Raw genomic sequence first — 22,684 nt, 5'->3', positions numbered from 1 at the left:
TCATTGGTGTTCACTATGCAGGATTACATCGAACTCGTTACGGACGGTCAGGATTTGACACTCACCCAAGCACGGGAGGCGGCTACGGCCGTCTTCGACGGGGCCACGGAGGCCCAGATCGGTGCGTTGCTCACCGGGTTGCGCGCCAAGGGCGAGACCGAGGCCGAAATCGCTGGCTTCGCGCAGGGAATGCGCGGAGCGGCCCGGACGATTTCCCCCGACCGGACGCCGCTCGTTGACACCTGCGGAACGGGGGGCGACGACTACAACACCATCAACGTCTCGACGACGTCCGCCATCGTCGCCAGCGGTGCGGGGGTTCCGGTGGCGAAACACGGCAACTACTCCGTTTCCTCCTCCTCCGGCAGCGCCGACGTACTCGACGAAGTCGGTGTCGTCATCGACTCCGAACCGCCCGCCGTCGAGCAGGCCATCGAAGAGCAGGGGATCGGGTTCATGCTCGCGCCGGTGTTCCACCCGGCGATGAAGGCCGTCATCGGGCCACGCAAGGAACTCGGCATGCGAACCGTGTTCAACGTCCTCGGGCCGCTGACGAACCCCGCCGGAGCGGACGCGCAGGTCGTCGGCGTCTACGACCCCGACCTCGTTCCCGTCCTCGCCCGTGCGCTCTCGCACATGGACGTGGATCACGCGCTCGTCGTTCACGGTTCCGGCATGGACGAAATCGCGATCCACGACGAGACGACGGTCGCCGAAGTCGAGAACGGAAGCATCGAGGAGTACACGCTCTCGCCCACCGACCTCGGCGTGGAACAGCACGACGTGTCCGCCGTCGCCGGTGGCACGCCGACCGAGAACGCCCGCGACCTCCGCGGCATCGTGGAGGGGACCGTGGGCGGCGCGAAGCGCGATATCATACTGGCGAACGCCGGGGCCGCGATCTACGTCTCCGGACGGGCCGACTCGCTCGAAGACGGCGTGGAACAGGCACGACAGGCCATCGATTCGGGAAGCGCGGGCGAGAAACTGGCGGCGATGACGGGGGCGTTGTCGGCATGACTCGCGTAAAGATTTGCGGCCTGACGAACGAGGACGACCTCGCGGCCGCCATCGACGCCGGAGCCGATGCGATCGGCTTGCTGGTGGACGTCCCGGTCGATTCGCCGCGCGAAATCAGCCCGGACCGGGCCGTCGAACTGGCCCACGAAATACCGCCGTTCGTCTCGACGGTGTTGGTAACGATGCCCGAACGAATCGAGCGAACCGTCGAACTCGCTCAACTCGTGGAACCCGACATCGTACAGGTCCACGACACCAGCGTCGGCGACCTCGCGTACCTCTCGTCGAACATCGACGCGAACGTGATTCCCGTCATCGCTCCCGACACCGACCGGCCCGAGCGATACGACACCGTGGCCGACGGCCTGCTGCTCGACGCGGGTAAGGTCGGCGGCACCGGTGAAACACACGACTGGGACCGGGCACGGGAGCTATCGGACTCACTCTCCTCCCCGGTCCTGCTCGCGGGGGGACTAACGCCCGAGAACGTCGCGGACGCGGTGGAGACGGTCGAACCGTTCGCCGTGGACGTCGCCAGCGGCGTCGAATCGAGCGGCGGGGAAAAGGACCACGACGCCGTCGAATCGTTCGTCAGAAACGCGAAACGTGGTCGACAGGCAATCGCTCATCAATGAATCGAGGGAAGTTCAGCGAGTTGGCGGGGAGTATCGACTGTAACGAAAGCGACGACGGGGACGCCAACGACGGTGCGGTCGTCTACGTCTCGGCGGAACTCGACCTCGACGCGTCCATCGACCCGCTCACGGCGTACTCGACACTCGGTGGTGGGGAGTACGATTACCTCCTCGAAAGCGCCGACAAAGTCGCCTCCAGCGACCCGTACGGCGCGTTCGACGCGGGCACACACGAGGCCGACACCGGCCACCACAGCCGAGCACGCTACTCCTTCGTCGGCTACGACCCCGCGGCGGTGGTGTCCGTCACTCCGGACGAGACCGACGTGCAGGTGCTACGCGAGAAGTGGAATCGTGAACTGAACGCCGACGGCTCCGAGGACGACGACGTGCTCGACAGGCTTCGGACAGCGCTCCCTGACGTCCCGCGTCGCGGGTTTCCGGACGGCGAAGGGTTCTGTGGTGGACTGGTCGGATTCCTCGCGTACAACGCCGTCTACGACCTCTGGTTGGACGAGCAGGGCATCGAACGCCCCGACACGGAGCTACCCGACGCGCAGTTCGTCCTGAGCACGAAGACGCTCGTCTTCGACCACGTCGAGGGGACGCTGTCGCTCGTGTTCACGCCGCTCGTTTCTCCGGACGACGACGTCGACGAACGGTACGACGAGTTGGTGGCGGAACGTGACCGCGTCACCGAGAAACTCGAATCAGCGACCGCACCGTCGTTCGGCGACTACCGTCCGAAAAGCGGGACGGCAGGGCCGCAGGACGAGTACGAGGCCGCGGTGGAGCGGGCCAACGAACACGTCACGGCGGGCGACATCTACCAAGGCGTCATCTCGCGCAAACGAACCGTGGAGGCGGATATCGACCCGCGGGCGCTGTACGCGGCGCTCCGGGACGTGAACCCCTCGCCGTACATGTACCTCCTCGGCTACGACGACCTGAGCATCGTCGGTGCGAGCCCGGAAACGCTGGTTTCGGTGCAGGACGAGGAAATCGTCTCGAACCCCATCGCGGGGACGTGCTCGCGCGGCAACAGCCCGATGGAGGACCGCAGGCTCGCGGGCGAACTCCTCGCCGACGAGAAGGAGCGTTCGGAACACGCCATGCTCGTGGACCTGGCGCGAAACGACGTTCGACGGGTCGCGGAATCCGGCAGCGTGCGCGTCGAGGAGTTCATGAACGTCATCAAGTACAGCCACGTTCAGCACATCGAGAGCACCGTCACGGGAGCGCTCGCCGAAAACCGCGACGCCTTCGACGCGGTGCGGGCGTCGTTCCCGGCGGGGACGCTGACCGGCGCGCCGAAAATCCGCGCGATGGAGATCATCGACGACCTCGAACGGACGACCCGCGGCGTCTACGGCGGCGGGGTCGGGTACATCTCGTGGACCGACGACGCTGACTTCGCCATCGCCATCCGGACGGCGACCATCTCGCACGGAACCACCGACGAAATCACGGTGCAAGCGGGCGCGGGAATCGTCGCCGACAGCGACCCGGCGTCCGAGTACGAGGAGACCGAACAGAAGATGGGCGGCGTGTTGGCCGCGCTGGATCGACTGGAACCGGGAACGGAAGCCGTCGAAATGGAGGCCTCCAAATGACGCGCCTGCTGTTCGTGGACAACTACGACTCGTTCACGTACAACCTCGTGGAGTACGCCGAGGACGCGCTTCGAGCGAACGAAGCGGAGTTCGAAACGACGGTCGTGAAGAACACGGCGTCGCTCGCGGACATCCGCGACTTCGACCCCGACGTCATCGTCATCAGTCCCGGTCCCGGCCACCCGAAAAACGAGCGGGACGTTGGGGTCACGGCGGACGTCCTTCGGGAGTTGTCGCCGGAAATCCCGACCCTCGGCGTCTGTCTCGGGTTGGAGGCGGCGATTTACGAATACGGCGGCGAAATCGGTCGTGCGCCGGAACCGATCCACGGCAAGGCGTTCCCCGTCGAACACGACGGGAAGGGAGTTTTCGAGGGAATCGAGCAGGACTTTCAGGCCGGACGGTATCACTCGCTCGTGACGACCGGCGTCCCGGATTGTTTCGAAGTGAGCGCGACGACGACCCACGAGGACACGGAACTCGTGATGGGAATCCGCCATCGGGAATATCCCATCGAATGCGTGCAGTTCCACCCGGAAAGCGTTCTCACGGCGCGTGGTCGGGAACTGATCGGGAACTTCCTCACCCGGGAGGATCGACTAGCGTAAAATCAGAACGTCAGCACGCCCGCCGCGTAGAGCGCGGCGGCGACGAGGACGACGACGATACCGACGCGAAAGAGGATGCTGATCGCGAATCGGATGGCGGCGATGAGGAGGATGACGGCGACGATGGCGACGACGATACCGACGGGCTCGATGGCGAGGGGGAACATGTGCGAAATGACACCCTACCAGTTGGTAAACGTATCGATGGTGTCGGTTTTCAATCGGTTGAGACTTGACAGACGGAAGCACGGTAATGACTCGTTACCATGGGAAATATCGTCATTCCGGTCACTTTCGCTCCGGTCTGAACACTCTTATATTGCTCGGCGTGTTACTCAGAGATAGCAAGAAGAAAAATCGCAGAGGCATCACTATTCAACTACAGTTGACATAAAGAAAGTAAGCTTAATTGGGGTTGGGAGAAATGGATTCTTCGTCACGAATGAAACGGGTCTACGTGCGAAACCAAGTGAGAATCGACGTGCAGAGTACTGAACGAACGGTGGTGGCGCGTACATGAGCGACGCGCACGAGGCGAACGCCGACGAGGTCACGCTTCCTGTCAAGCGGACGAGGGGAGAGACGCTAGAGGACCGGATGACCGGAAACGCCTATCAAAACATCCTTCCGGCGCGCTATCTCCGCAAGGACGCGGACGGCAACCTCGTCGAATCACAGGACGACCTGTTCCCGCGCGTGGCGAAGAACATCGCGCTCGCGGAGGCCGTCTACGAGTCCGAAAAGCAGGGCGTCGAACTCACCGTCACGCCCGAGCAGTTGAAGCCCGGTCACCCGCGCCGCGACGAACTCGCCGCGGAAGTGTTCGGGAAGGGAACCACGACGGAAGACGACGAAGAGACGACGCTGTCTATCTACAACGTCAACAAGTTCGCCTACGACACGGTCGTTCCCGAACTTCCCGAGGACATCCGCGACCACGTGGAGTCGGCCCGGGACGAGTTCGAGGACCTGATGGGACAGCTCTCGTTCGTCCCGAACTCCCCGACGCTGATGAACGCGGGCGACGAACTCCAACAGCTCTCGGCGTGTTTCGTGGACTCCCCGGGCGACGACATCACGGACATCCACCAGACTGCGAAGGAAGCCGCCGAGGTGTTCCAGTCCGGTGGCGGGATGGGGTATGCCTTCTGGAAACTTCGACCGTACGGTGACGCCGTCGGTTCGACCGGCGGCATCGCGTCCGGTCCGATCACGTTCATGCGCACGTACGATCAGATGTGCGAAACCATCGCGCAGGGCGGTGCCCGGCGCGGCGCACAGATGGGCGTCATGCGCGTCTCCCACCCCGACGTCATCCAGTTCATCCACGCGAAGAACAAGGACGTGAGCCTCGCCAACACGCTCCGCCTGAACGACCCCGACGACTACACGCACACGTCGTTCAAGGAAGCGCTCGAAGAGGCCCGCGAACTCATCGACGAGGACGGCCGCGTGCCGAAGCACCTCCGCAACGCCGCCGAAGGTCATCTCTCTAATTTCAACATCTCCGTCGGCGTCACGGACGACTTCATGGACGCGTTGTACAACGACGAGGAGTTCGTCTTCACCAACCCGCGGACGGAAGAACCCCACGTCGCCACCGAACACACGGAAGAGATGTACGACATGTTCGGCCTCGGCGACTACGTCACGCCGGGCGAAGTGCTCTCGATTCCGGCGAAGGTCCTCTGGGACCGCATCGTGGACGGTGCGTGGGAGAACGGCGAACCCGGAATCATCTACCTCGAACGGGTGAACAAGGAACACTCCTTCGACGTCGAGAAACACCCGGACCACCGGATTCTCGCCACGAACCCGTGCGGCGAACAACCGCTCGAAGAGTACGAAGCCTGTAACCTCGGCCATATCAACCTCTCGACGCTGGCCGACCTCGATGCGCCGGACTGGCGCGTCTGGTACGAGAACAACGGCGAGGACTACGGGTCGCTCTCGGAAGCCGTCGATGCCTTCCTCCGCGAAGGTATCGACTGGGACGAGTTCGACTACCGCATCGAGTACGGGACGCGATTCCTCGAAAACGTCGTCACGATGTCCGACTTCCCGGTCGAAAAGATCGAGCAGAAGGTTCGGGACATGCGCAAGATCGGTCTCGGCGTCATGGGTCTCGCCCAGTTGTACATCCAACTCGGCGTCCGCTACGGCTCCGAGGAGGGCAACGAAATCGCCAAGCAGTTGATGACCCACATCAACCACGAGTCCAAGTGGGCCTCCCACGAACTCGCGGAGGAACGCGGCTCGTTCAACGACTGGTCGGACTCGAAGTACGCGAACCCGACCGACTACCCCGAATGGTTCGAAGGCCAGACCGGCCTCGACGCCGAGAAGTGGACGGACGGCTTCGCGGTCCGCAACCACAACACGACCACCATCGCGCCGACGGGCACCACCTCGATGGTCGGCAACACCACGGGTGGCTGTGAACCGATTTACAACGTCGCGTACTACAAGAACGTCTCCGACGACGTGCAGGGAGACGAGATGCTCGTAGAGTTCGACGACTACTTCCTCCGCACGCTGGAGGCGAACGACATCGACATGGAAGCGGTGAAACAGGAGGCCCAAGACCAGATGGCGAACAACGAGTTCTCCGGCGTCGAGGGACTCGACACCGTTCCGGACGCCATCGGCGAACTGTTCGTCGTGACGGGCGACCTCACCGGCAAGCAACACGCCGCAGTCCAGTGTGCCTGCCAGAAGGGTGTGGACTCGGCCATCAGCAAGACGTGTAACTTCCCGAACTCCGCCAGCAAGGAGGACATGGACGAAGTCTACCGCTATATCTACGACCACGGCGGCAAGGGCGTCACGGTGTACCGCGACGGCACGCGCTCGAAGCAGGTGCTCACCACGCGGGCCGACAACGCGGAATTCGCCGACGAGGAGGAGGCGGCCGAGACCATCGTGGAGCAGATCGAGACCGTCTTCGGCGGCGTCGAAGGCTTCATCAAGAACGAGGAGGTCCAAGCCAAACTCGGCAACGAACTCGGCGACCTCCTGGACGAGGGCGTCACCGGCGGCGCGTACGCCAAGGAACGACCGCGTCCCGACGTGCTTCACGGCGTAACCCAGCGCGTCGACACGGGCTACGGCAAGATGTACGTCAACATCAACGAGGACGAGAACGGCGAACCGTTCGAGTTGTTCGCCACCATCGGCAACTCCGGCGGGTTCACCAACTCCTTCACCGAAGCGCTGGCGAAGGTCATCAGCTACGCGCTGCGTAGCGGCGTCGATCCGAACGAGATCGCCTCCGACCTGCAGGGCATCCGTAGCCCGAAGGTCGCGTGGGACAAGGGCGAGCAGATCAACTCCATCCCGGACGCCATCGGCGTCGCCATGCGGCGCTACCTCGACGGCGAAATCGAGAAGGCATCCTACCCGCAACAGAAGACGCTCGAAGAGACGGCCGACGACACCGAAACCGATGGCGGTGCCGCGAAAGCGGAAGAGAAGGACGCCTCCCAGTCGCTCATCGACGCGGGTGAGAGTCCGGAGTGTCCCGAGTGCGGGTCGCTCTCGCTGTACTTCTCGGAAGGCTGCAAGACCTGCGAGTCCTGTGGCTGGAGCGAGTGCTCGTAGATAGGTCGAGAGAATAGAATTCGATTTTTCGGTTGCGTTTTTTCGATTTCGCTACTTCACCGTCACCCACGTCAGGAACACGAGGGCGACGAACTGGAGCGTCCGGAGCACCAACACCGCTTGCTGTACCGCCGGATTTCCGGAGTAGAACATCTGCATGCCGAAGAAGTAGTAGAGGGCGACGACGTTTTCGGCGAGCATCACGAGGGCGAAGGCCAACAGTCCGAGGACGAGCGCGGTACGGAACTTCAGGTAGCTTCGCACCCAGACGCCCACCAGTACGGCGAGCAGGAGGATGTTCACGACCGCGAGTCCGCTTGCGAGTTGTATCGAATTCATTCTATCTGCTCCATGATTTCCTCGAATGCGTCCCGATGGTGTTCGAACCGGTCGGTGAGAAAGTAGAGTTTGCCGTACTCGTTGTCGCCCGGTTCCACGACGCCGTGGTCGACGAGCATGTCGAGGTGATGTCGGATCGTTTTGTACTCCACGCCGAGTTCCGACGCCAGTTGGTTGGCGTTTCGTGGGCGCTCCGAGAGGGCGCGAATGATACGCGCGCGATTTTCACCGCCGCGTGTCGCTGTGAGTAGATACCAGAGCGCCTTATCCATCGAACGGTCACTTGGTTGGGAGTCATGCAGCCAGATATATCTACGGCTCGATACGCTTCGACACCCACCCGGATGCCCCGTTCGGGAACGCGTTCTCCTGTTCCCTCGGCTGACGGTTCCCCTCACCGTCCGTCGCGCGAACCACCACTTCGTGCGAGCCGCTCGGCTCGTACGTGTACTCCCACTGTCGCCACACGTCCGTTCCGGGGAGCGGTTCCGAGAGGGTGGCGTCGGTCCACGACGAACCGCCGTCGGTCGAAACCTCGACGCGCTCGATACCGCGCGTCCCGGCGTAGGCGTGCCCGCCGACTTGAACGTTGCCACCATCGAGATGGTTGACGGCGTGGAGTTTGGCGACGGTGTTGACCGGGCCGGTCCCGTGCCAGCCGTTCTTCTCCCAGTAGCCTTCCGCCTTCTGCTCCAACACCTGGATCTCGGTGATCCACTTCACGTTGATTTCGCCCCAGTGACCGGGAATCAGCGCGCGAACCGGATAGCCGTGGCTACGGGGAAGCGGTCGGCCGTTCATCTCGTAGGCCAGAAAGCCATCCTTGAGCGCCGCGAGGGGGAACTCCTCGTAGTAGTTGTCGGCCGCCCGAAACATGACACAGCATTCGTCGGAAACGATCGTCCCGTCCAATAGCGCCGAAATCGGCACGCCCGTCCAGAGCGCGTTGTCCATTTTCTTCCCGTTCAGCGACTCGCCGACACAGCGGAGCGTGATGAACCGATGTTCTTTGTCCATCGATTTGAGGTCGGAGAGACTGAAGGACAACTCCTCCTCAGCGGCACCCGTCACCCGAAGGTTCCAGTCGGAGGCCGAGACGACGGGGTCCACGCTGTTGATGTCCACCTGATAGAAATCCTCGCTCACCAAGCCTTCGAGTCCGCCGACGGCGAGCGATTTGTCCTCGGCTTCGGCGAGCAACGAACCCACGTCCGCGGCCACCGGCCCGGACGGTTTCGGCGTATCGCCACCGCTGCCACGTCCAGAGCCGAGTACGCCACCGATGCCACCGATCGCGATGGTCCCGGCGATAGCCTGGAGGAGACTCCTCCGCGCTGCCGAAATAGAATCGGTGCCAGAACCGGTCGAACCGGCCGATCCGATTGTAGCCGTCGAGCCGAACGATGCGGCGGCGACGACCAGTCCGGCGCCGATTCCGGCCCCCAACGCGGAGATGAGAGCGCCCGTCAACGCCAGTGCAGGCACAACACAGAACAGGCCGACCGCGAGGGACGCAGGGACGGGGGCGGGAATCGCATCCGCCGCTCGCGTCCCGATGGCCGCCGTCACCGCGAACAGCAGGACGGTCAGGGTGAGCGCCAGCAGGAACCCGAGTTGGTCGCCGAGGTCCCCGAGCGTCTGTATCGACCACGTGATGACCGCGCTCGGCGTGGTTGCGACGACGAACGTGCTGACCGGCGCGGCGACGAACGACGGGGTGAACCCGACTGCGGCGTACGACCCGGCGACGGCGGCGATTCCGGCGAGGAGTGCGATCGCTCCCTCGGCCGCTACGACAGGAAGATCGCCTCGATCAGTTTCGCGCAGGTCGTCGGTCATGGTTATCGGTTCCGTGCGATGTACAGTGCGCCAGCGACCAGTGCGACCAGCGCGACACCGATACCGAATCCGGGGAGGGAGTTGCCCGAACCGCCGCTCTCCCCGTCGTTCATCGTGTCGTCCGTCGTGGTGTCGGACATGTTGTCGTCACTCATGTTGTCGTCGGTCGTATCGGTCATCTCGTCGTCCGTCATGTTGTCGTCCGTCATCGTCCCGTCGTCCATCTCGTGAGTCGTGGTCATGTTATCCGAACCGTTGTGCATGCCATCGTCCATCGAGTCGTTACCCATCTCGTCGGTCGTGGTCGTCATGTTGTCGTGCATGCCGTCGTCCATCGTCCCGTTGTGCATCGTCTCCGTCGTCGTCGAACTCTGGGCGAGTTGAACGGGGGAAACGTCATCGACCGGCGTTCCGGCGCTCACCGTGAGCGGAACGGCACAGACGGTCAGTACGAGAGCCACTGCGAGTGCGTGTTTGAATCGCATATCCGAATCGAGTTCTCGTCGCTAAATAGCCGTTTTTCGAACTCCAACCCCACTCCCTTCGCACTGTCTTCCACTCTCTTCCAAATTACTTCCAAATTCGAGATGCAGTGCAGATGTGGGGATCACGTCCCGGACACCACCGACGGAAAACGTGATACCTCACGGGGCTCGTGTTACGAATATGGAAGAGACGCCGAAAGGACGGCCCTGTCCGTTTTGCGGTGCGTCGATGATGCATCGCCATTGCAAGTACGTCTGCCCGCAACACGGCGTCGTCTACGACTGTGCGGACACGTTCTACTGATCGTCGGTGTAGGCCCGGTAGGCGGGACCGGCCAACAACAGAATCCCCCCGAGCGCGGCGGCGACGATGAGCATCCAGTTGTCCTCGATCCCGTCGAGCGAGAGCGTGTCCAGCGAACTTCCGGCGAGGACGGCGACGACCATCCACGGCACTTCGCCGATCGCCGTTCCGAGGAGGAACGAGCCATCGGAGACGTTCGAGAGTCCGGCGGCCGCCGAGACCGCATCGGAGGGGACGGGAAACAGACGCGAGGCGATCATCCCGCGCAGGTCTCCCGTCGTGTCGAAAAACCGTTCTCCGGAGTCACCGAGGCGGCCGAAGATGCCCGAATCGACGCGGAAGTACCGGGCCGCCACGAACGGAAGATACGCACTCATCACGGTCCCACAGAGCGCGGCCGGAAATCCGACGACCGGCCCGTACACGTAGCCGACGGCGACGGCGACCACTGTCGTCGGCCACGCGAACATCGGGCGGACGAGATAGACGGCGAGAAACAATCCGCCCGCGAGAATCGGCGTCTGCTTGACGTGCTTTACCTGCTCGATGAGGAATTTTGGCGAGAGAAGGACGCCAGCGACGACGACCACCGTGACCACCGCGATACCGGTTACTTGTCGTCGATTCCCCGAAAGTTCCATCTGACCAATCGTTGCCGGAGGAGTGGTTAAATTCTTTCCACCCGAGCGCGCAACGCTTAATCCGCTTCGTATCACAGCCATAAACGATGGACGCGGACGCCGACCCCGTGGCGATGGGGGTCGAACTGTTGAGCAAGCTAGAACAACCGGAACTGTCGGTCGCGGAGGCGGTGGACCGTATCGAGACGATCACGACCGACCCGACGACGACGCGAACGATCCTCGACGAGGCCGAAAAACGCGGCGTCATCGACCGAGAAAACGGAATCATTCGACCGAGTGGCGGTGGGTTCGTCCGCTTCGAGAGCCAAGTCGTGACGAAGGAGGGCGATTTTACCTGCCGTCGCTGTGGCACCGGCATCTCGACGGGCCATTTCATCCGCCTCGACGCGGGCGAACTCGGCCCGTTCGGCTCCTCCTGCATCCGGAAGGTAACCGGGCGGGAATAGAAATCAGGTAGGAAGGGAAACCGAACGAGGGTGGAATCGGATGAAGGTTCCTACCGTCCGCGACTGAGTTCGGCGATGAGTTGCTCGATGGTTTTCTGCTGTCGTTCGAGCAGTTCGTTCTGTCGTTCGACCGTTTCGGTCAACGCCGCGAGTTGGGATTCGACGGGGTCGTCCAGATTCTCGCTCGCGGACTCGAAGCCCGAGTCGGCGAATCCGGTGGGTTCGTCCGACGAGGGTTCCTCGGATTCCGGTTCGGTCGCTACCGCGCTCGTCGTAGTCGACGTGTTCGACGTTGTCGTCCCCGTCGCCTCCGTCCGATCGGACGCTTCCTCGGTGGATGCGGCTTCGGCGACGGTGGAGGTTCGTGATTCAGCCGTCGTTTGCGGTTCAGCCGCAGTTTGTGATTCGGTCGTAGTCTGCGGTTCACTGTCGCCGAGCGGGTCGTCGCCGGGCGTATCGATTATCTGCCCCTCGGTGTCCAGTTCGGGTGGGTTCGCGTCGAGGGGTTTGACGCCGCCGCCGAACACGTCGTCGTCTTCGAGCGAGACGTTCTCGTCGGGTTCCGGTTCCGGATCCTCGGGAGTCACGCGTTGCTCGAACTCGGCATAACTTCCCACGTCGTGGTAGGACAGCAGTCCCTGCTCGATTCGTTCACGAACCTCCCGCGTCCGGTCGGTCGGGGTTTTGATCCGCTGTGGGCGACCATCTGCTTCGATGATGATCTGCGAGGAGACGTTTCCTTCCTCGACATCGAGACGCGTCACGTCCGCGAAGTGGAACTGCTCGAAGTCCGTATCCCAGATAGCCTCGCCGACGTGTTTCACGACGCGCGCGCTCGTGAGGACGAGTGTCAATTCACTGAATTGGTAGGTCTGGAGGACTTGTTCGTTCGAGTCGGTGACACCTGCGCCGTTCAGCACGCCAGCGATGACGGGATGAAGCGCATCGTGGAGACGTTTGGACGGAATTTTGAACTGCTCTGTGCCGTCGATGCCGTAGTCGAGCGTGATGGAGGACTTCCGTCGACCTTCGGAGACGGTGATTCGCTCCGCGTCGTGCGGATATTCTTCGACGGATTCGTCGCTGAGCAAGCCGTCGGCGCGGTAAATGAGCGTCCGCGTCGGCGTCACGTAGAGGGTGTCTTCCCCTCCGAGAGATACTTTGGCGGCAACGTGTTCGTCACCGAGGCTGGACTGGACGATTCCCGGAACGTTCATGATGGGAATGGTCATGCCCATGTCTTAAAACCGATGGGTAGACACGACAGGGAGAAAACTCATATCGTCTCGAACACTAACTGGGACGGTTCGCGCGTGGACAAAATCGAGCGACGCGGTGGCAATCGACACTCTCACATCCTCAATCGAGATGGGAACTTTAAAGAGTACCAGTTGCCTACCCGTAATTGAGCCCGGGTGGCTTAGCTGGACATAGCGCCGCACTCATAGGGTTCTGAGATTTGGCGCTCAGGCCTTGGAAGCCTCCCATGCGCCCGAGAGACCCCGCCAGGTCTCGAATCTGGGACATGCGGAGATCGAGGGTTCGGAGCCCTCCCCGGGCATCGTATTCTTACGAAAAACTAATCCTTCGTAGCCGTCGGTGTGGTAGGTCGTGTAATGATGTCGAACGGCTAGTACATCGGGTTCTTTCGACACGAAACGCGACTCCCTCGGGTGAACCACATAACGGTGATCTGTCGTGATTTTATTTCCCATCACGATCCAAAAATAGATTCCTGGAAGAATATTGTCTAGTTTCTGATTCGAAATGTCCATCCGCTATACCACCCCAATATCGCCGGATGGCACCGTTATTGACTCAATGGAATGAGCTCAATTTTAGGAAGTTATCGCTAAAGTTGTCAACTCATCCCTAAATTATATTCCCGCAGATATGAACTTCAGTGACCAAATCATGTTAAGTGTATAATCTGTGTTGGTGCGAATGTATCATGGAGCCCACTCGAAGAACAGTTCTTGCTGGGATAGGAGCGACACTCGCGATCGGCGGCGGTGCAACACAGGCGTTCGGACAGCAGGACGGCACACCGGCGTTCGAAGTGCTGAACGTATCGGCCACCGAGGATACCATCACCTTCTACAACGATAGCGGTGGATCGGTCGATCTCTCCGGGTGGACCGTCGACTTCGAATACGGAAACGACAGCGTGGACCAGACCGGCACGATTCCAAGTGGGACGACGGTCGGGTCCGGGGGGATAATCAAAATCGCCTCCGGTGCGGTATCGGTCGACGACGCCGATGTCGTCGTCCAACCGCCGTTCGACGAACGGGTCATCAAGCGGAACCGCAGCGACGTGATTGCACTCCTCGATTCCAACGACAACGAAGTCGCAAACAGCGAGGACGACATGTTCGGTGGGGGATCCGGTGGTTCCGGCGGTGGCGACGACACCTCGACGACGACCGACGAGACATCGACCACGGAAGAGGACAGTACGACGAGCGAAGAAACCACGACGGAAGAGGAAACCACTACAACGAGCGAAGAAACCACGACGGACGCTAACGACGGGACAACCACGACTACGACAGACGGTAACGAGACAACCACTACCGACGACGGAACAACGTCGACCACGACCACTACCGACGACGAGACTTCCGACGGATCGAACGACACCACCACTACCACCAGTGACAGTTCCAGCGGGTCGGATGATTCCGACATCAGCACATCGTCGAACGGCTCGGAGTCAAGTTCGAACAGCGGTGGCACGGACAACTGCTGACAACGGCTGAGAACGGACGATTTTGTTCGTTTTTTTTCACGCGAGACGTCGTGAAAACGGCCGACAACGACGATTATGCGAACAGTGGGTGGAGTTTCTTCGATTCTGTTTTTCGTCGGACGACTCCTTCGAATCGTCGCTCGTTCGAGGACTCATATCGATCATGAGCCACCTGTTCGCCGACGCCGGTCGGCGACTCCTCGATAACGGGGCACGAACGGAACTCGTCGTCTCCGAAGTGAACCTCCAATCGACCACGTTTCCCCCATCCCTCGTTTACCGCCCGAACGGGATCCGATTTTGGAACGGTACGGAGAGCGATCAATGATCAGTACACGACCAAACGGGAAGAAATGTAATCTATCCTCATACAGAATGAATCAGTTGAGATAGTCGAGAATGTCAGTTATCACCCCATACAGAACCGGATTGGAGATATCGTTTCTAATCGAATGATAAAAGGTCTAAGCGTTTTTGAAGGAGTTATGAAACGTCGATAAATCGACACGGGCGGGTGAAATGTCGTGAATTTCTGTTTACTCTCGGCCTGTTATATGACCCCTCCAGTCATAGAGAGAAATACATCCCGAAGAAATCATGTCCAGTCCTCCAACGCTACGGAACGAACGCGCATCGAACTTCGAATTCCCCGACCAGCACGGCGTCGGGACGGCGGTGAAAAAGCTCCTCATGCCGGTCCAATTCGTCGGCTTCTGGTCGGCGGTTGCGCTTCCGTTCGGATATCTTCCCCTGCTCTACGGGAGTCGCCTCGCCCCCTCCATCGACGTGCTCGGCCCGCTCCTCGTGCTCAACCTCGTCGCGATGTTCGTCGGCCACGGCTACAAGAGCGATTGAGGACGACGAACACGAACCGCCCGTGCCCCCTGCATTGGGACTCCAAACCCGTTCCAATACCCCGGATTCACGCCCTGAATCTACCCTAATCCTCTCCATTCGATTTTCCCGGTTCGTTTCGATACACCGAATATCTTCCGACGGTTTTCCATCGATTCTCGTCGTCGATCACTCGTCTTTTGCCTCCGACGAGTTTTGCTTGACGAGACATATCAGAGAATGAAGAAAGTAATTTTTCCGATTCTTAAACTGTTGTTCCCACAATAGCCCTATAGAGTTTAGGCCTACCAAAAAATGGTAACTAGAATGATAACTATTAACCGCATCGAGTACCTACCCGAAGTATGGATCTCTTTGCGAATCTGACGTTGGTGTTCATCGCGGGCTTGATCACGGCACTGGCGACCGGTATTGGTGCGCTCCCATTTTTTCTCGTCCAGGAAGTGAACGACCGTTGGAACGTCGTCCTTTGGGGACTCGCATCGGGGATCATGGTCTCGGCATCCGTCTTCGGGCTTATCTCCGAAGGGTTATCGAGTGCAAACGGTGGCAGTGTACAGGGCGTCGTCATCGGATTACTGGTCGGCGTCGCACTCGTCGTCGTCAGCGACTACGTCATCTCCGGGGCGGACGTGAACCCGAAGAAGTACGAAGAGGCGGATTTCAAGAAACTCGTCCTCATCCTCGGCGTTCTCACCGTCCACAGTTTTCCGGAAGGTGTCGCCATCGGCGTCTCGTTCGCGGACCTCGGATTCCAAGGCGGCTACCACTTCGACGGATTCGTGATTCCCCTGCTCGCCATCTTCATGACCGCTGCCATCTCGATTCACAACATCCCGGAGGGGGTCGCCATTTCCATCCCGCTCAACGCGATGGGCGTGGGAAAGTGGCGGATGGTCTGGTGGTCGGTCTTTTCCAGCCTTCCGCAACCGATCGGTGCGGTCATCGCCTTCTACTTCGTGCGTAGCGCACGCGGGTTCCTTCCGATGGGCTTCGGATTCGCCGCGGGTGCCATGATTTACCTCGTCCTCTCGGAGTTCATCCCCGAAGCGCTCGAAGTCGGGCAGAGCCTACCGGGAGATGGACACCGCGAACTGGTTTCAGGGCTCACCCTGGGCGTGCTGTTGATGCTCCCACTGGCGTTCATCTGAACCCTGTTGCAAACCCGCCCACTGATACCGTCCTTCACGAAAAACACGGGTTCTCAGACCGGTTCAAAAACGATTTTAAATCAAATAGGACGATTTGGGAGAGTTAGAGGGAGATAGACAGGTCCGTTCATCAACGGTAAACGGTGTGAATCCATCCCAACGCTCTGCCCGTTATAAGGGGTATCTCGTCTACGATTTAGCCGGGCACGGGTGTGCTACCATGTCGGGAACAACCTACAAGAACGATGGTGAGTCGCTCGCCGTCGGCCGCCGGAAACTCACCGCACTGCACGCACGATTCAACGAGCATTCGCTGACGACGCCGATCCAGTTCGTTGGCTTCTGGTCGGCAGTCGTCTTTCCGTTCTGCTATCTCGTTTTACTCCTGAATGGTCTCTCTGACGCAGAGATGACCGTCTTCTTCTGCCTGCTTGGCTGTAACGTCATCTCCCTCCTCATCGGACACGCGTACGGACGGAAGTAACAGACCACTGGTCCGCCCTATTCGAGTCCCCGCTGTCGCCCTCCGGTCCCTGCCGTTCTGCTCGGCCAGTCGCCTTCCTTCGCTCGATTTAACCGTCATGCACGAATACGATGCGATATGGAGCTCGAAACCGTATCGCTGGGGAACACCGGAACGAAAGTAAGCGAAATCGCGTTCGGAACGTGGCGATTCGGTCACGAAAACGACGAAGGCGAGGTCGAAATCGACGAGGACCGTGCTCACGAACTGCTCGACGCCTACGCCGACGCGGGCGGGAACTTCATCGACACCGCCGACATGTACGGCGACGGGGAGAGCGAGCGATACATCGGAAATTGGCTCGCCGACCGTGACCGCGAGGACTTCATCATCGCGTCCAAGATATACTGGCCGACCCGGAAGGACGACCCGAACGGCCGCGGTCTCTCCCGGAAGCACCTGCGACGACAGATGGACCTCATTCTGGACCGCCTCGGCACCGACTACGTCGACCTGCTCTACATCCACCGTTGGGACGACGAAACGCCCGCAGGCGAGTTCATGCGGACGCTCGACGGCTTCGTCCGTGACGGGAAGGTGAACTATCTCGGCACCTCGACGCTCGAACCCAACGCGTGGAAGGTCGTCAAGGCTAACGAGATGGAGTACGAGCCATTCCGCCTCGCACAGCCCCGCTACAACCTCGTCAACCGGGAAACCGAACCGAACTACATCCCGATGTGTGAGGATTACGACATCGGTATCATCCCGTGGTCGCCGCTGGCCGGTGGCTTCCTGACCGGCAAGTACGAACGCGACGAGGAACCGGCGGCGGGCACCCGCGGTGCGACCGACCAGCAGTTCCGCGACAGTTACCTCACCGAGGAGAACTTCGACGTGCTGGACGTCGTCGAAGAAGTGGCTGACGAAATCGGGACGACGCCCGCGAAGGTCAGCCTCGCGTGGTTGCTCGAACACGACGCCGTCACCGCACCCATCATCGGCGCACGAACCGTCGAACAGTTGGACGAGAACCTCGCCGCGACCGAGGTGTCGCTCACCGACGACCAGTTCAAGCGACTGACGGACGCGAAATCGGCGTAATCTCCGGAGCCAAGCGTTTTTGATGGAGAGCGAACGATTCGATAGTATGGACGGTACCGACCATCGAACGGGGCGATGACGAATGAGCGACGACGATCCGCCGTTGACCAGGGTTCGCCGGGCGAAGAGTCGACCGTCGGCACCCTCCCGAATCGACGGCGGGGCAGTCGCGGTCGGACTGATCATCACGCTCGGCGCGCATCTCGTTCCCGCGCTCCTCGTGCTCGTCGGCGTGTTCGACACGCTGTTCGGCGCGGCGGCCCTGGCCAGCACGCTGGCGTTTCCGGTCGGTAGCTACGTCACGGGGAAGTTCGTGGGAGGTAATTCGGTTCGCGGTGGGGTTCACGGACTGCTCACCGCCGCCATATCGCTCGTGATTCTCGCGGGAGGGGCCGCGTTGTTCGTCGGGGCTGACGGACTGGTCGCGGAACTCGGCAAATGGCTCGTCGCCGACAGCGACACCTCCGTCGTCGCCGGGACGGTCGTCTGTCTGCTGCTGGTTGGTGCCCTCACCGGTGCACTCGGTTCGAAACGGGTGTCACCGAGACAACCGAACGACTAACTGATTCGAACGAGGAGCCTCAGGTATGGAACGGCATCAAAAGCGGGGAATCGGGTCCATCATTATCGGTGTCACGACGGCCCTCGCATTTCTCGTCGGTTCCACTCTCGTTTCGCCGTACGCGATACTCGGATCGATTGCCGGGCTACCGCTCGTCGCCATCGGCGTCATGCAGTTCCGTGGCCCGAACCGCGTCGCGGACCCGGAGTCCGCGAGCGCAGTACAGCGACTCGCGATTTTAGCCCTCGCCGCCGTTTCGTTCCTCGTCGGAATGGCGGTGTTCTGGTACCTCTAAGGCTATTCTAGCGCTTCGAACGCCGACTCCAGGTCGGCGATGAGGTCCTGCGGGTGTTCCACGCCGACGGACACGCGCAACAACGAATCCGAGATGCCGATTTCCTCGCGTTCTTCCGGCGTCAGCGGCGCGTGAGTCATGCTCGCCGGGTGCTCGATGAGCGATTCGACGCCGCCCAGACTGACGGCCAACGGGAACTCGTCCAGTTCGGCGACGAAGCGCTCCACGGTTTCGAGGCCGCCGTCGATTTCGAACGAGAGGACGCCACCGCCGCCGTCCATCTGACGCTGGGCGAGTTCGTACTGCGGGTGGGATTCGAGTCCGGGGTAGTACACCGTCGAGACCGCGTCGTGTTCGTCGAGGTACGCGGCGATTTCGGCGGCGTTGGACTCGTGCTGACGCATCCGGAGCGGGAGCGTTTTCAACCCGCGGAGGGTGAGGAAGGCGTCGAACGGCGCGAGCATGTTGCCCATGCCGACCTGCTGGAGGAAGCCGATTTCGTCGGCGAGGTCGGCGTCGTCCGTGATGACGGCACCGCCGATGGAGTCGCTGTGGCCGTTCAGGTACTTGGTCGTGCTGTGGACGACCACGTCGGCGCCGAGTTCCAGTGGCTGCTGGAAGTACGGCGAGAGGAAGGTGTTGTCCACGCCGAGGGTCGCATCGACGGACTCGGCGATGGAGGCGATTGCTTCGATGTCACAGAGTCGGAGCAGGGGGTTCGTCGGCGTCTCCATCCAGATGAGGGCGGTGTCGTCGCGGACGGCGTCGGAGACGGCGTCGGTGTCCCGGGCGTCCACGAAATCCACGGCCACATCGAGGCGCTCGCGGAACAACTCCTTGAGCATCGTCTTGGTGCCGCCGTACAGGTCGTCGAACGCGACGACGTGGTCGCCGGGCCGAACCGACGCCGTGATGGTGGCGACGATTGCGGAGGTTCCGGAGGCGAAGGCCATCCCGTAGTCGCCGCCTTCGAGCGCCGCAAGTCGGTGTTCAAGCGCATTGCGAGTCGGGTTGGCGAGACGCGAGTAGAGATACTGGTTCTCGTCGGGATCCAAATCCTCGAGACCCACGTCCGGGTCGATACCGCCCGCCTCGTACGTCGATGCGAGGTGAATCGGCATCGTCACGTCGCCTGCTCGTTCGTGATGAGGCGGTTGTTCCGCGTGCGTCACCGCCATCGTTTCGAATTTCGGGGAGTCTCCGGATTCGTCGGACATCCTATCGTCCCGTTCGAGAACCAGACTTAGAAGCTTTCGATCCGGCATATGTTGCCATGCGCCGCGAGAATGGCGATCCTTTCTGAATTATCGTGAGACATCGGGATGAAAATTTTCCGAGATGTTTCGGCTAAACTCAGGCGTCGAATCAGCGATTTCGGACGGCGATTCGCTCGCGCGCGTGCGCTCCGGTCGGTTGGAATGGCCGCGTCGGCGACGGAAGAACGGTCACGCCAAGACGAGGAGAAACAAACGGGTCCGGAGCGTGCCCGTCGCTATTCGTCGCGGTCGAAGGAGTAGACGAAGCAGAGGAGTCCACTACCGACCTGTTCCACGCTCGGGACGTATACCGCGTCGTCCGCGACGACGGGTGATTCGGCTATCGTGCCGGTCGTCTCCCAGCGTTCGGTCCGGTTCCCGTCACTGTCGAACGCATACACCCGCCTGTTCGCCGCGAAGTAGACGGTGTCGTCCACGGCGACGGGTGCGGTGACGACGCCATCTCCTTCCGCGTTGCCCTCGAATCGCCATCGTTCGGTTCCGTCGTCGGCCGACAGTTGGACGAGTAGCGGTGTTTCCCCGAACCCGAGCGTCGCGTACAGGGAATCGCCGTCGACGGCGATTCCGTCGATAGGCATGTCTGTCACTTGGGTACTCCACAATTCGCTTCCGTCGGCCACGTCGAACGCCAACACGTTGTTCGGTTCGTCGTCGCTCGTGCCGTTGACGCCGACGTAGGCGATTCCGTCCTCGACGGCGAGACCGGTGTACATGAGACGGTGGTACACCGACCAGCGAATCGTCCCGTCGGTTCGGTCGATCGCGTAGAGGTGGCTGTACGCCCCATAGAGGATGTCGTCGTCGGTTACGACGAAGTCGGTTCGGGGGGAGTGAATGAGCGAGCAATCATCGCCGGTGAGGACCCACTCCTGTTTTCCGGTGTCGGCGTCCAGCGCGAAGAGTTGTTCGTCGGAGTACGCGTACACCGTTCCGTCCTCGGAGGCGGTTATCTGATGAACTCGACTATCGAACGAGTGTCTCCATTGCACCGTTCCGGCCTGTTCGTCCAGCGCGTACAGCAAGTCCTCGCCGGTGTTGTCGCCCTCGCCGACGACGAAAACGGTTCCGTTGGCGGAGACGGGAGCGAGATAGAGTTCGATTTCCTCCTCGAACCGCCATCGTTCCGTTCCGCTCTCATCGTTGATGGCGACCACGTCCCAGCCGGTTCTGCTGTACACCGTTTCCTCGCCGACGGCGGGCGAAAGGTTCGAATTCCGGATGAATTCCTCTGTCGTCTCGGACGCGATTTCGAACCGCCAGTTCGTGCCGTCCGGTGCCGTGGGCGCGAGCGCGTAGACGTAGCCCATGTCGTCGCCGACGTAGAGCGTCCCGTCCGCGATGGTCGGCGACGCGGGTTGGTACGCGTAGTGACTCACGTCACGCGGTTGGTATCGCCACAACACGTCGCCGGTTTTCGCGTCGAGTCCGAACGCACCGATTTCGTCTTTCGTGGCGAACACGCCGTCGTTAACGACGTACACGATGCCATCGGCGACGCTGAGCGACGACGACGAACCACCGACTTCCGACGAGTGCCACAACCTCGTTCCGGTCGCACCGTCGAGAGCGAACGGATTACCCGACTCCGTGATACAAAACAGCGTTCCGTCCGCGTACGCGGACGAACCGCCGAAATAGTCGGAGCCATCGTACGACCAGCGTTCCGTTCCGTCGTCCGCGTCGTACGCCATGACGTACTCCCGATTGTCCGCGTAGACACGGCCGTCGGCGACGGTCAGTGCTGCGTGCGGATTGCGATTTTCTTCGACGTGCCACTGTTCGGTACCGTCGTCGGCATCAAGGGCGTGGATTCCGTCGTCCGCTACGAAGTAGGCCATCCCATCGACGACGGCGGGAGCGTACATCTCCCCCGAGGCGTCGACGGACCATCGCTCGGATCCGTCCACCAAATCGAGGGCGTACAGTCCGTCCTCGTCCGCGGAGACGTACACCGTTCCGTCGGTGACCGTCGTCGGGGAGAGGATCCAATTGTTTTCCGTGTCCGCGTTGTCGAAGGCCTTTGTCCACTGCACGCTCCCGTCAGAGATGTTGCGGGCGTGGAGGACGCCGTGGACGGACGCGAGTACCACGTCACCGACGATGGTGGGACTGAGATTGTGCGTCTGCTGTCCGTCTTTCTGCGGCGTACCGTTCTGTAGCGATACCTGCCAGTCGGTTTCCCTCGTCTCCAAATCGAACGCGGTCAGCGTCCCGTTGGTGTCGACGGTGTATCCCGTGCCATCGACGATGGTCGGCGGGGAGATGATGTCTCCACCGTCGCCGATTTGCTTGCTCCATTCGACGAAGGGATACTCCGACGGCGCACTACCCGGTGAGTGACCGGTGTTCGCGGCATCGTACTGGAACGTGGTCCAACTCTCATCATCGAGGAGGGGCGTGGAGGGCGTATCTCCGTCTGCGAGGACGCCGAGGTTCGTTCCGGTTGCACCGGCGATGCCCGTGGCCCCGACGGCGAGGCCGACCGTCTTCAAAAACGTACGTCGTGTATCTTCCGGCATACGAGACATGGAAGGAACGGCACCCTATTTGCTATCAGGTTTCTAAGGACTCTCCCGCGTTGTTTCTGCCTAGCATAATTGATTGGATCGGCACAGGTCATGTGTGAGTCACATCGTCAGAAAAAGACATTTCCCTGTTATTTGTGCGGCTCCGATAATTCATCAGTAATATC

The 22,684-nt window shown here is 61.1% G+C and carries 24 protein-coding genes and 1 tRNA gene; 16 read left to right on the top strand and 9 right to left on the bottom strand.

Annotation, left to right across the window (positions count from 1 at the left end; all coding sequences use genetic code 11):
* The first annotated feature begins 15 nt into the window (after nucleotides 1-15).
* The 4 genes from trpD to trpG are packed head-to-tail and all read left to right on the top strand — an operon-like array spanning nucleotide 16 to nucleotide 3,876.
* On the top strand, nucleotides 16-1,020 hold the full coding sequence (gene trpD / locus NKF26_RS03765; protein WP_253225407.1) for an anthranilate phosphoribosyltransferase: 1,005 nt from the start codon (nucleotides 16-18) through the stop codon (nucleotides 1,018-1,020).
* Nucleotides 1,017-1,655 carry a phosphoribosylanthranilate isomerase gene (locus NKF26_RS03760; protein ID WP_253234004.1) on the top strand — a complete coding sequence of 213 codons (639 nt, stop codon included), beginning with the start codon at nucleotides 1,017-1,019 and terminating at the stop codon, nucleotides 1,653-1,655. Before trpD ends, NKF26_RS03760 begins: the two co-directional genes overlap by 4 nt.
* Nucleotides 1,652-3,268, top strand: a complete 1,617-nt coding sequence (gene trpE, locus NKF26_RS03755; RefSeq protein WP_253225405.1) for an anthranilate synthase component I — start codon at nucleotides 1,652-1,654, stop codon at nucleotides 3,266-3,268. Before NKF26_RS03760 ends, trpE begins: the two co-directional genes overlap by 4 nt.
* Complete coding sequence (gene trpG / locus NKF26_RS03750) at nucleotides 3,265-3,876, top strand: anthranilate synthase component II (protein WP_253225404.1); 612 nt, start codon at nucleotides 3,265-3,267, stop codon at nucleotides 3,874-3,876. The genes trpE and trpG overlap by 4 nt, the downstream gene beginning before the upstream one ends.
* A gap of 2 nt (nucleotides 3,877-3,878) precedes the next feature.
* Here trpG and NKF26_RS03745 read toward each other — a convergent pair whose 3' ends face one another.
* Nucleotides 3,879-4,043: a hypothetical protein gene (locus NKF26_RS03745; protein WP_253225403.1), complete on the bottom strand. Its 165-nt coding sequence runs from the start codon at nucleotides 4,041-4,043 to the stop codon at nucleotides 3,879-3,881.
* 349 nt (nucleotides 4,044-4,392) lie between these two features.
* On the opposite strand from NKF26_RS03745, the gene NKF26_RS03740 reads away from it, so the two are divergent.
* The gene (locus NKF26_RS03740) at nucleotides 4,393-7,476 is read left to right on the top strand and encodes an adenosylcobalamin-dependent ribonucleoside-diphosphate reductase (protein ID WP_253225402.1); all 3,084 of its coding nucleotides are present in this window, start codon (nucleotides 4,393-4,395) and stop codon (nucleotides 7,474-7,476) included.
* Nucleotides 7,477-7,527: 51 nt separating this feature from the next.
* Here NKF26_RS03740 and NKF26_RS03735 read toward each other — a convergent pair whose 3' ends face one another.
* From NKF26_RS03735 to NKF26_RS03720, 4 genes are read right to left on the bottom strand one after another with little or no spacing between them, the layout of a single operon-like run.
* Nucleotides 7,528-7,815, bottom strand: coding sequence for a hypothetical protein (locus tag NKF26_RS03735; protein WP_066141450.1), 288 nt, complete (start codon nucleotides 7,813-7,815; stop codon nucleotides 7,528-7,530).
* The gene (locus tag NKF26_RS03730; protein WP_066141447.1) at nucleotides 7,812-8,087 is read right to left on the bottom strand and encodes a winged helix-turn-helix domain-containing protein; all 276 of its coding nucleotides are present in this window, start codon (nucleotides 8,085-8,087) and stop codon (nucleotides 7,812-7,814) included. Before NKF26_RS03730 ends, NKF26_RS03735 begins: the two co-directional genes overlap by 4 nt.
* A gap of 40 nt (nucleotides 8,088-8,127) precedes the next feature.
* A complete protein-coding gene (locus NKF26_RS03725; RefSeq protein ID WP_253234003.1) occupies nucleotides 8,128-9,654 on the bottom strand; it encodes a molybdopterin-dependent oxidoreductase in 1,527 nt (508 codons plus the stop codon).
* 2 nt (nucleotides 9,655-9,656) lie between these two features.
* A complete protein-coding gene (locus tag NKF26_RS03720) occupies nucleotides 9,657-10,139 on the bottom strand; it encodes a PGF-CTERM sorting domain-containing protein (RefSeq protein WP_253225400.1) in 483 nt (160 codons plus the stop codon).
* Nucleotides 10,140-10,320: 181 nt separating this feature from the next.
* Here NKF26_RS03720 and NKF26_RS24040 point away from each other — a divergent pair, with 181 nt between their 5' ends.
* The gene (locus NKF26_RS24040; protein ID WP_255359056.1) at nucleotides 10,321-10,443 is read left to right on the top strand and encodes an HVO_2523 family zinc finger protein; all 123 of its coding nucleotides are present in this window, start codon (nucleotides 10,321-10,323) and stop codon (nucleotides 10,441-10,443) included.
* Here NKF26_RS24040 and NKF26_RS03715 read toward each other — a convergent pair.
* Nucleotides 10,437-11,084 (bottom strand): TVP38/TMEM64 family protein, encoded by a 648-nt coding sequence (locus tag NKF26_RS03715; protein WP_253225399.1) that lies wholly within the window; start codon nucleotides 11,082-11,084, stop codon nucleotides 10,437-10,439. The two genes, NKF26_RS24040 and NKF26_RS03715, sit on opposite strands and share 7 nt — an antisense overlap.
* Before the next feature lie 86 nt (nucleotides 11,085-11,170).
* On the opposite strand from NKF26_RS03715, the gene NKF26_RS03710 reads away from it, so the two are divergent.
* Nucleotides 11,171-11,533, top strand: coding sequence for a DUF5830 family protein (locus NKF26_RS03710; RefSeq protein WP_253225398.1), 363 nt, complete (start codon nucleotides 11,171-11,173; stop codon nucleotides 11,531-11,533).
* Nucleotides 11,534-11,583: 50 nt separating this feature from the next.
* Here NKF26_RS03710 and NKF26_RS03705 read toward each other — a convergent pair whose 3' ends face one another.
* On the bottom strand, nucleotides 11,584-12,750 hold the full coding sequence (locus NKF26_RS03705) for a hypothetical protein (RefSeq protein ID WP_253225397.1): 1,167 nt from the start codon (nucleotides 12,748-12,750) through the stop codon (nucleotides 11,584-11,586).
* Between the two features lie 192 nt (nucleotides 12,751-12,942).
* On the opposite strand from NKF26_RS03705, the gene NKF26_RS03700 reads away from it, so the two are divergent.
* The 9 genes from NKF26_RS03700 to NKF26_RS03660 all read left to right on the top strand — a co-directional run bounded on the left by NKF26_RS03700 (nucleotide 12,943) and on the right by NKF26_RS03660 (nucleotide 18,715).
* Nucleotides 12,943-13,094 (top strand) — tRNA-Met (locus tag NKF26_RS03700).
* A gap of 390 nt (nucleotides 13,095-13,484) precedes the next feature.
* Nucleotides 13,485-14,285 (top strand): lamin tail domain-containing protein, encoded by an 801-nt coding sequence (locus NKF26_RS03695; RefSeq protein ID WP_253225396.1) that lies wholly within the window; start codon nucleotides 13,485-13,487, stop codon nucleotides 14,283-14,285.
* Nucleotides 14,286-14,448: 163 nt separating this feature from the next.
* Nucleotides 14,449-14,613 carry a hypothetical protein gene (locus NKF26_RS03690; RefSeq protein ID WP_253225395.1) on the top strand — a complete coding sequence of 55 codons (165 nt, stop codon included), beginning with the start codon at nucleotides 14,449-14,451 and terminating at the stop codon, nucleotides 14,611-14,613.
* 269 nt (nucleotides 14,614-14,882) lie between these two features.
* The gene (locus tag NKF26_RS03685; protein ID WP_253225394.1) at nucleotides 14,883-15,140 is read left to right on the top strand and encodes a hypothetical protein; all 258 of its coding nucleotides are present in this window, start codon (nucleotides 14,883-14,885) and stop codon (nucleotides 15,138-15,140) included.
* Between the two features lie 344 nt (nucleotides 15,141-15,484).
* Nucleotides 15,485-16,291, top strand: a complete 807-nt coding sequence (locus NKF26_RS03680; protein WP_253225393.1) for a ZIP family metal transporter — start codon at nucleotides 15,485-15,487, stop codon at nucleotides 16,289-16,291.
* Between the two features lie 220 nt (nucleotides 16,292-16,511).
* Entirely contained in the window at nucleotides 16,512-16,775 is a 264-nt protein-coding gene (locus tag NKF26_RS03675; RefSeq protein WP_253225392.1) for a hypothetical protein, read from the top strand.
* 117 nt (nucleotides 16,776-16,892) lie between these two features.
* Nucleotides 16,893-17,858: an aldo/keto reductase gene (locus tag NKF26_RS03670; protein WP_253225391.1), complete on the top strand. Its 966-nt coding sequence runs from the start codon at nucleotides 16,893-16,895 to the stop codon at nucleotides 17,856-17,858.
* Between the two features lie 82 nt (nucleotides 17,859-17,940).
* Nucleotides 17,941-18,420, top strand: a complete 480-nt coding sequence (locus NKF26_RS03665) for a hypothetical protein (protein WP_253234002.1) — start codon at nucleotides 17,941-17,943, stop codon at nucleotides 18,418-18,420.
* Between the two features lie 25 nt (nucleotides 18,421-18,445).
* On the top strand, nucleotides 18,446-18,715 hold the full coding sequence (locus NKF26_RS03660) for a hypothetical protein (RefSeq protein ID WP_253225389.1): 270 nt from the start codon (nucleotides 18,446-18,448) through the stop codon (nucleotides 18,713-18,715).
* A gap of 2 nt (nucleotides 18,716-18,717) precedes the next feature.
* Here the strand turns inward: NKF26_RS03660 and NKF26_RS03655 are convergent, their stop codons facing one another.
* Nucleotides 18,718-19,932, bottom strand: coding sequence for a PLP-dependent aspartate aminotransferase family protein (locus NKF26_RS03655; protein ID WP_369682115.1), 1,215 nt, complete (start codon nucleotides 19,930-19,932; stop codon nucleotides 18,718-18,720).
* Between the two features lie 275 nt (nucleotides 19,933-20,207).
* Complete coding sequence (locus NKF26_RS03650) at nucleotides 20,208-22,511, bottom strand: PQQ-binding-like beta-propeller repeat protein (protein WP_253234001.1); 2,304 nt, start codon at nucleotides 22,509-22,511, stop codon at nucleotides 20,208-20,210.
* Nucleotides 22,512-22,684 lie beyond the last annotated feature (173 nt).

This window comes from Haladaptatus sp. AB618 (genome assembly GCF_024136965.1).
Lineage (GTDB): Archaea > Halobacteriota > Halobacteria > Halobacteriales > Haladaptataceae > Haladaptatus.
This window is presented reverse-complemented; position numbering and strand designations above follow the sequence as displayed.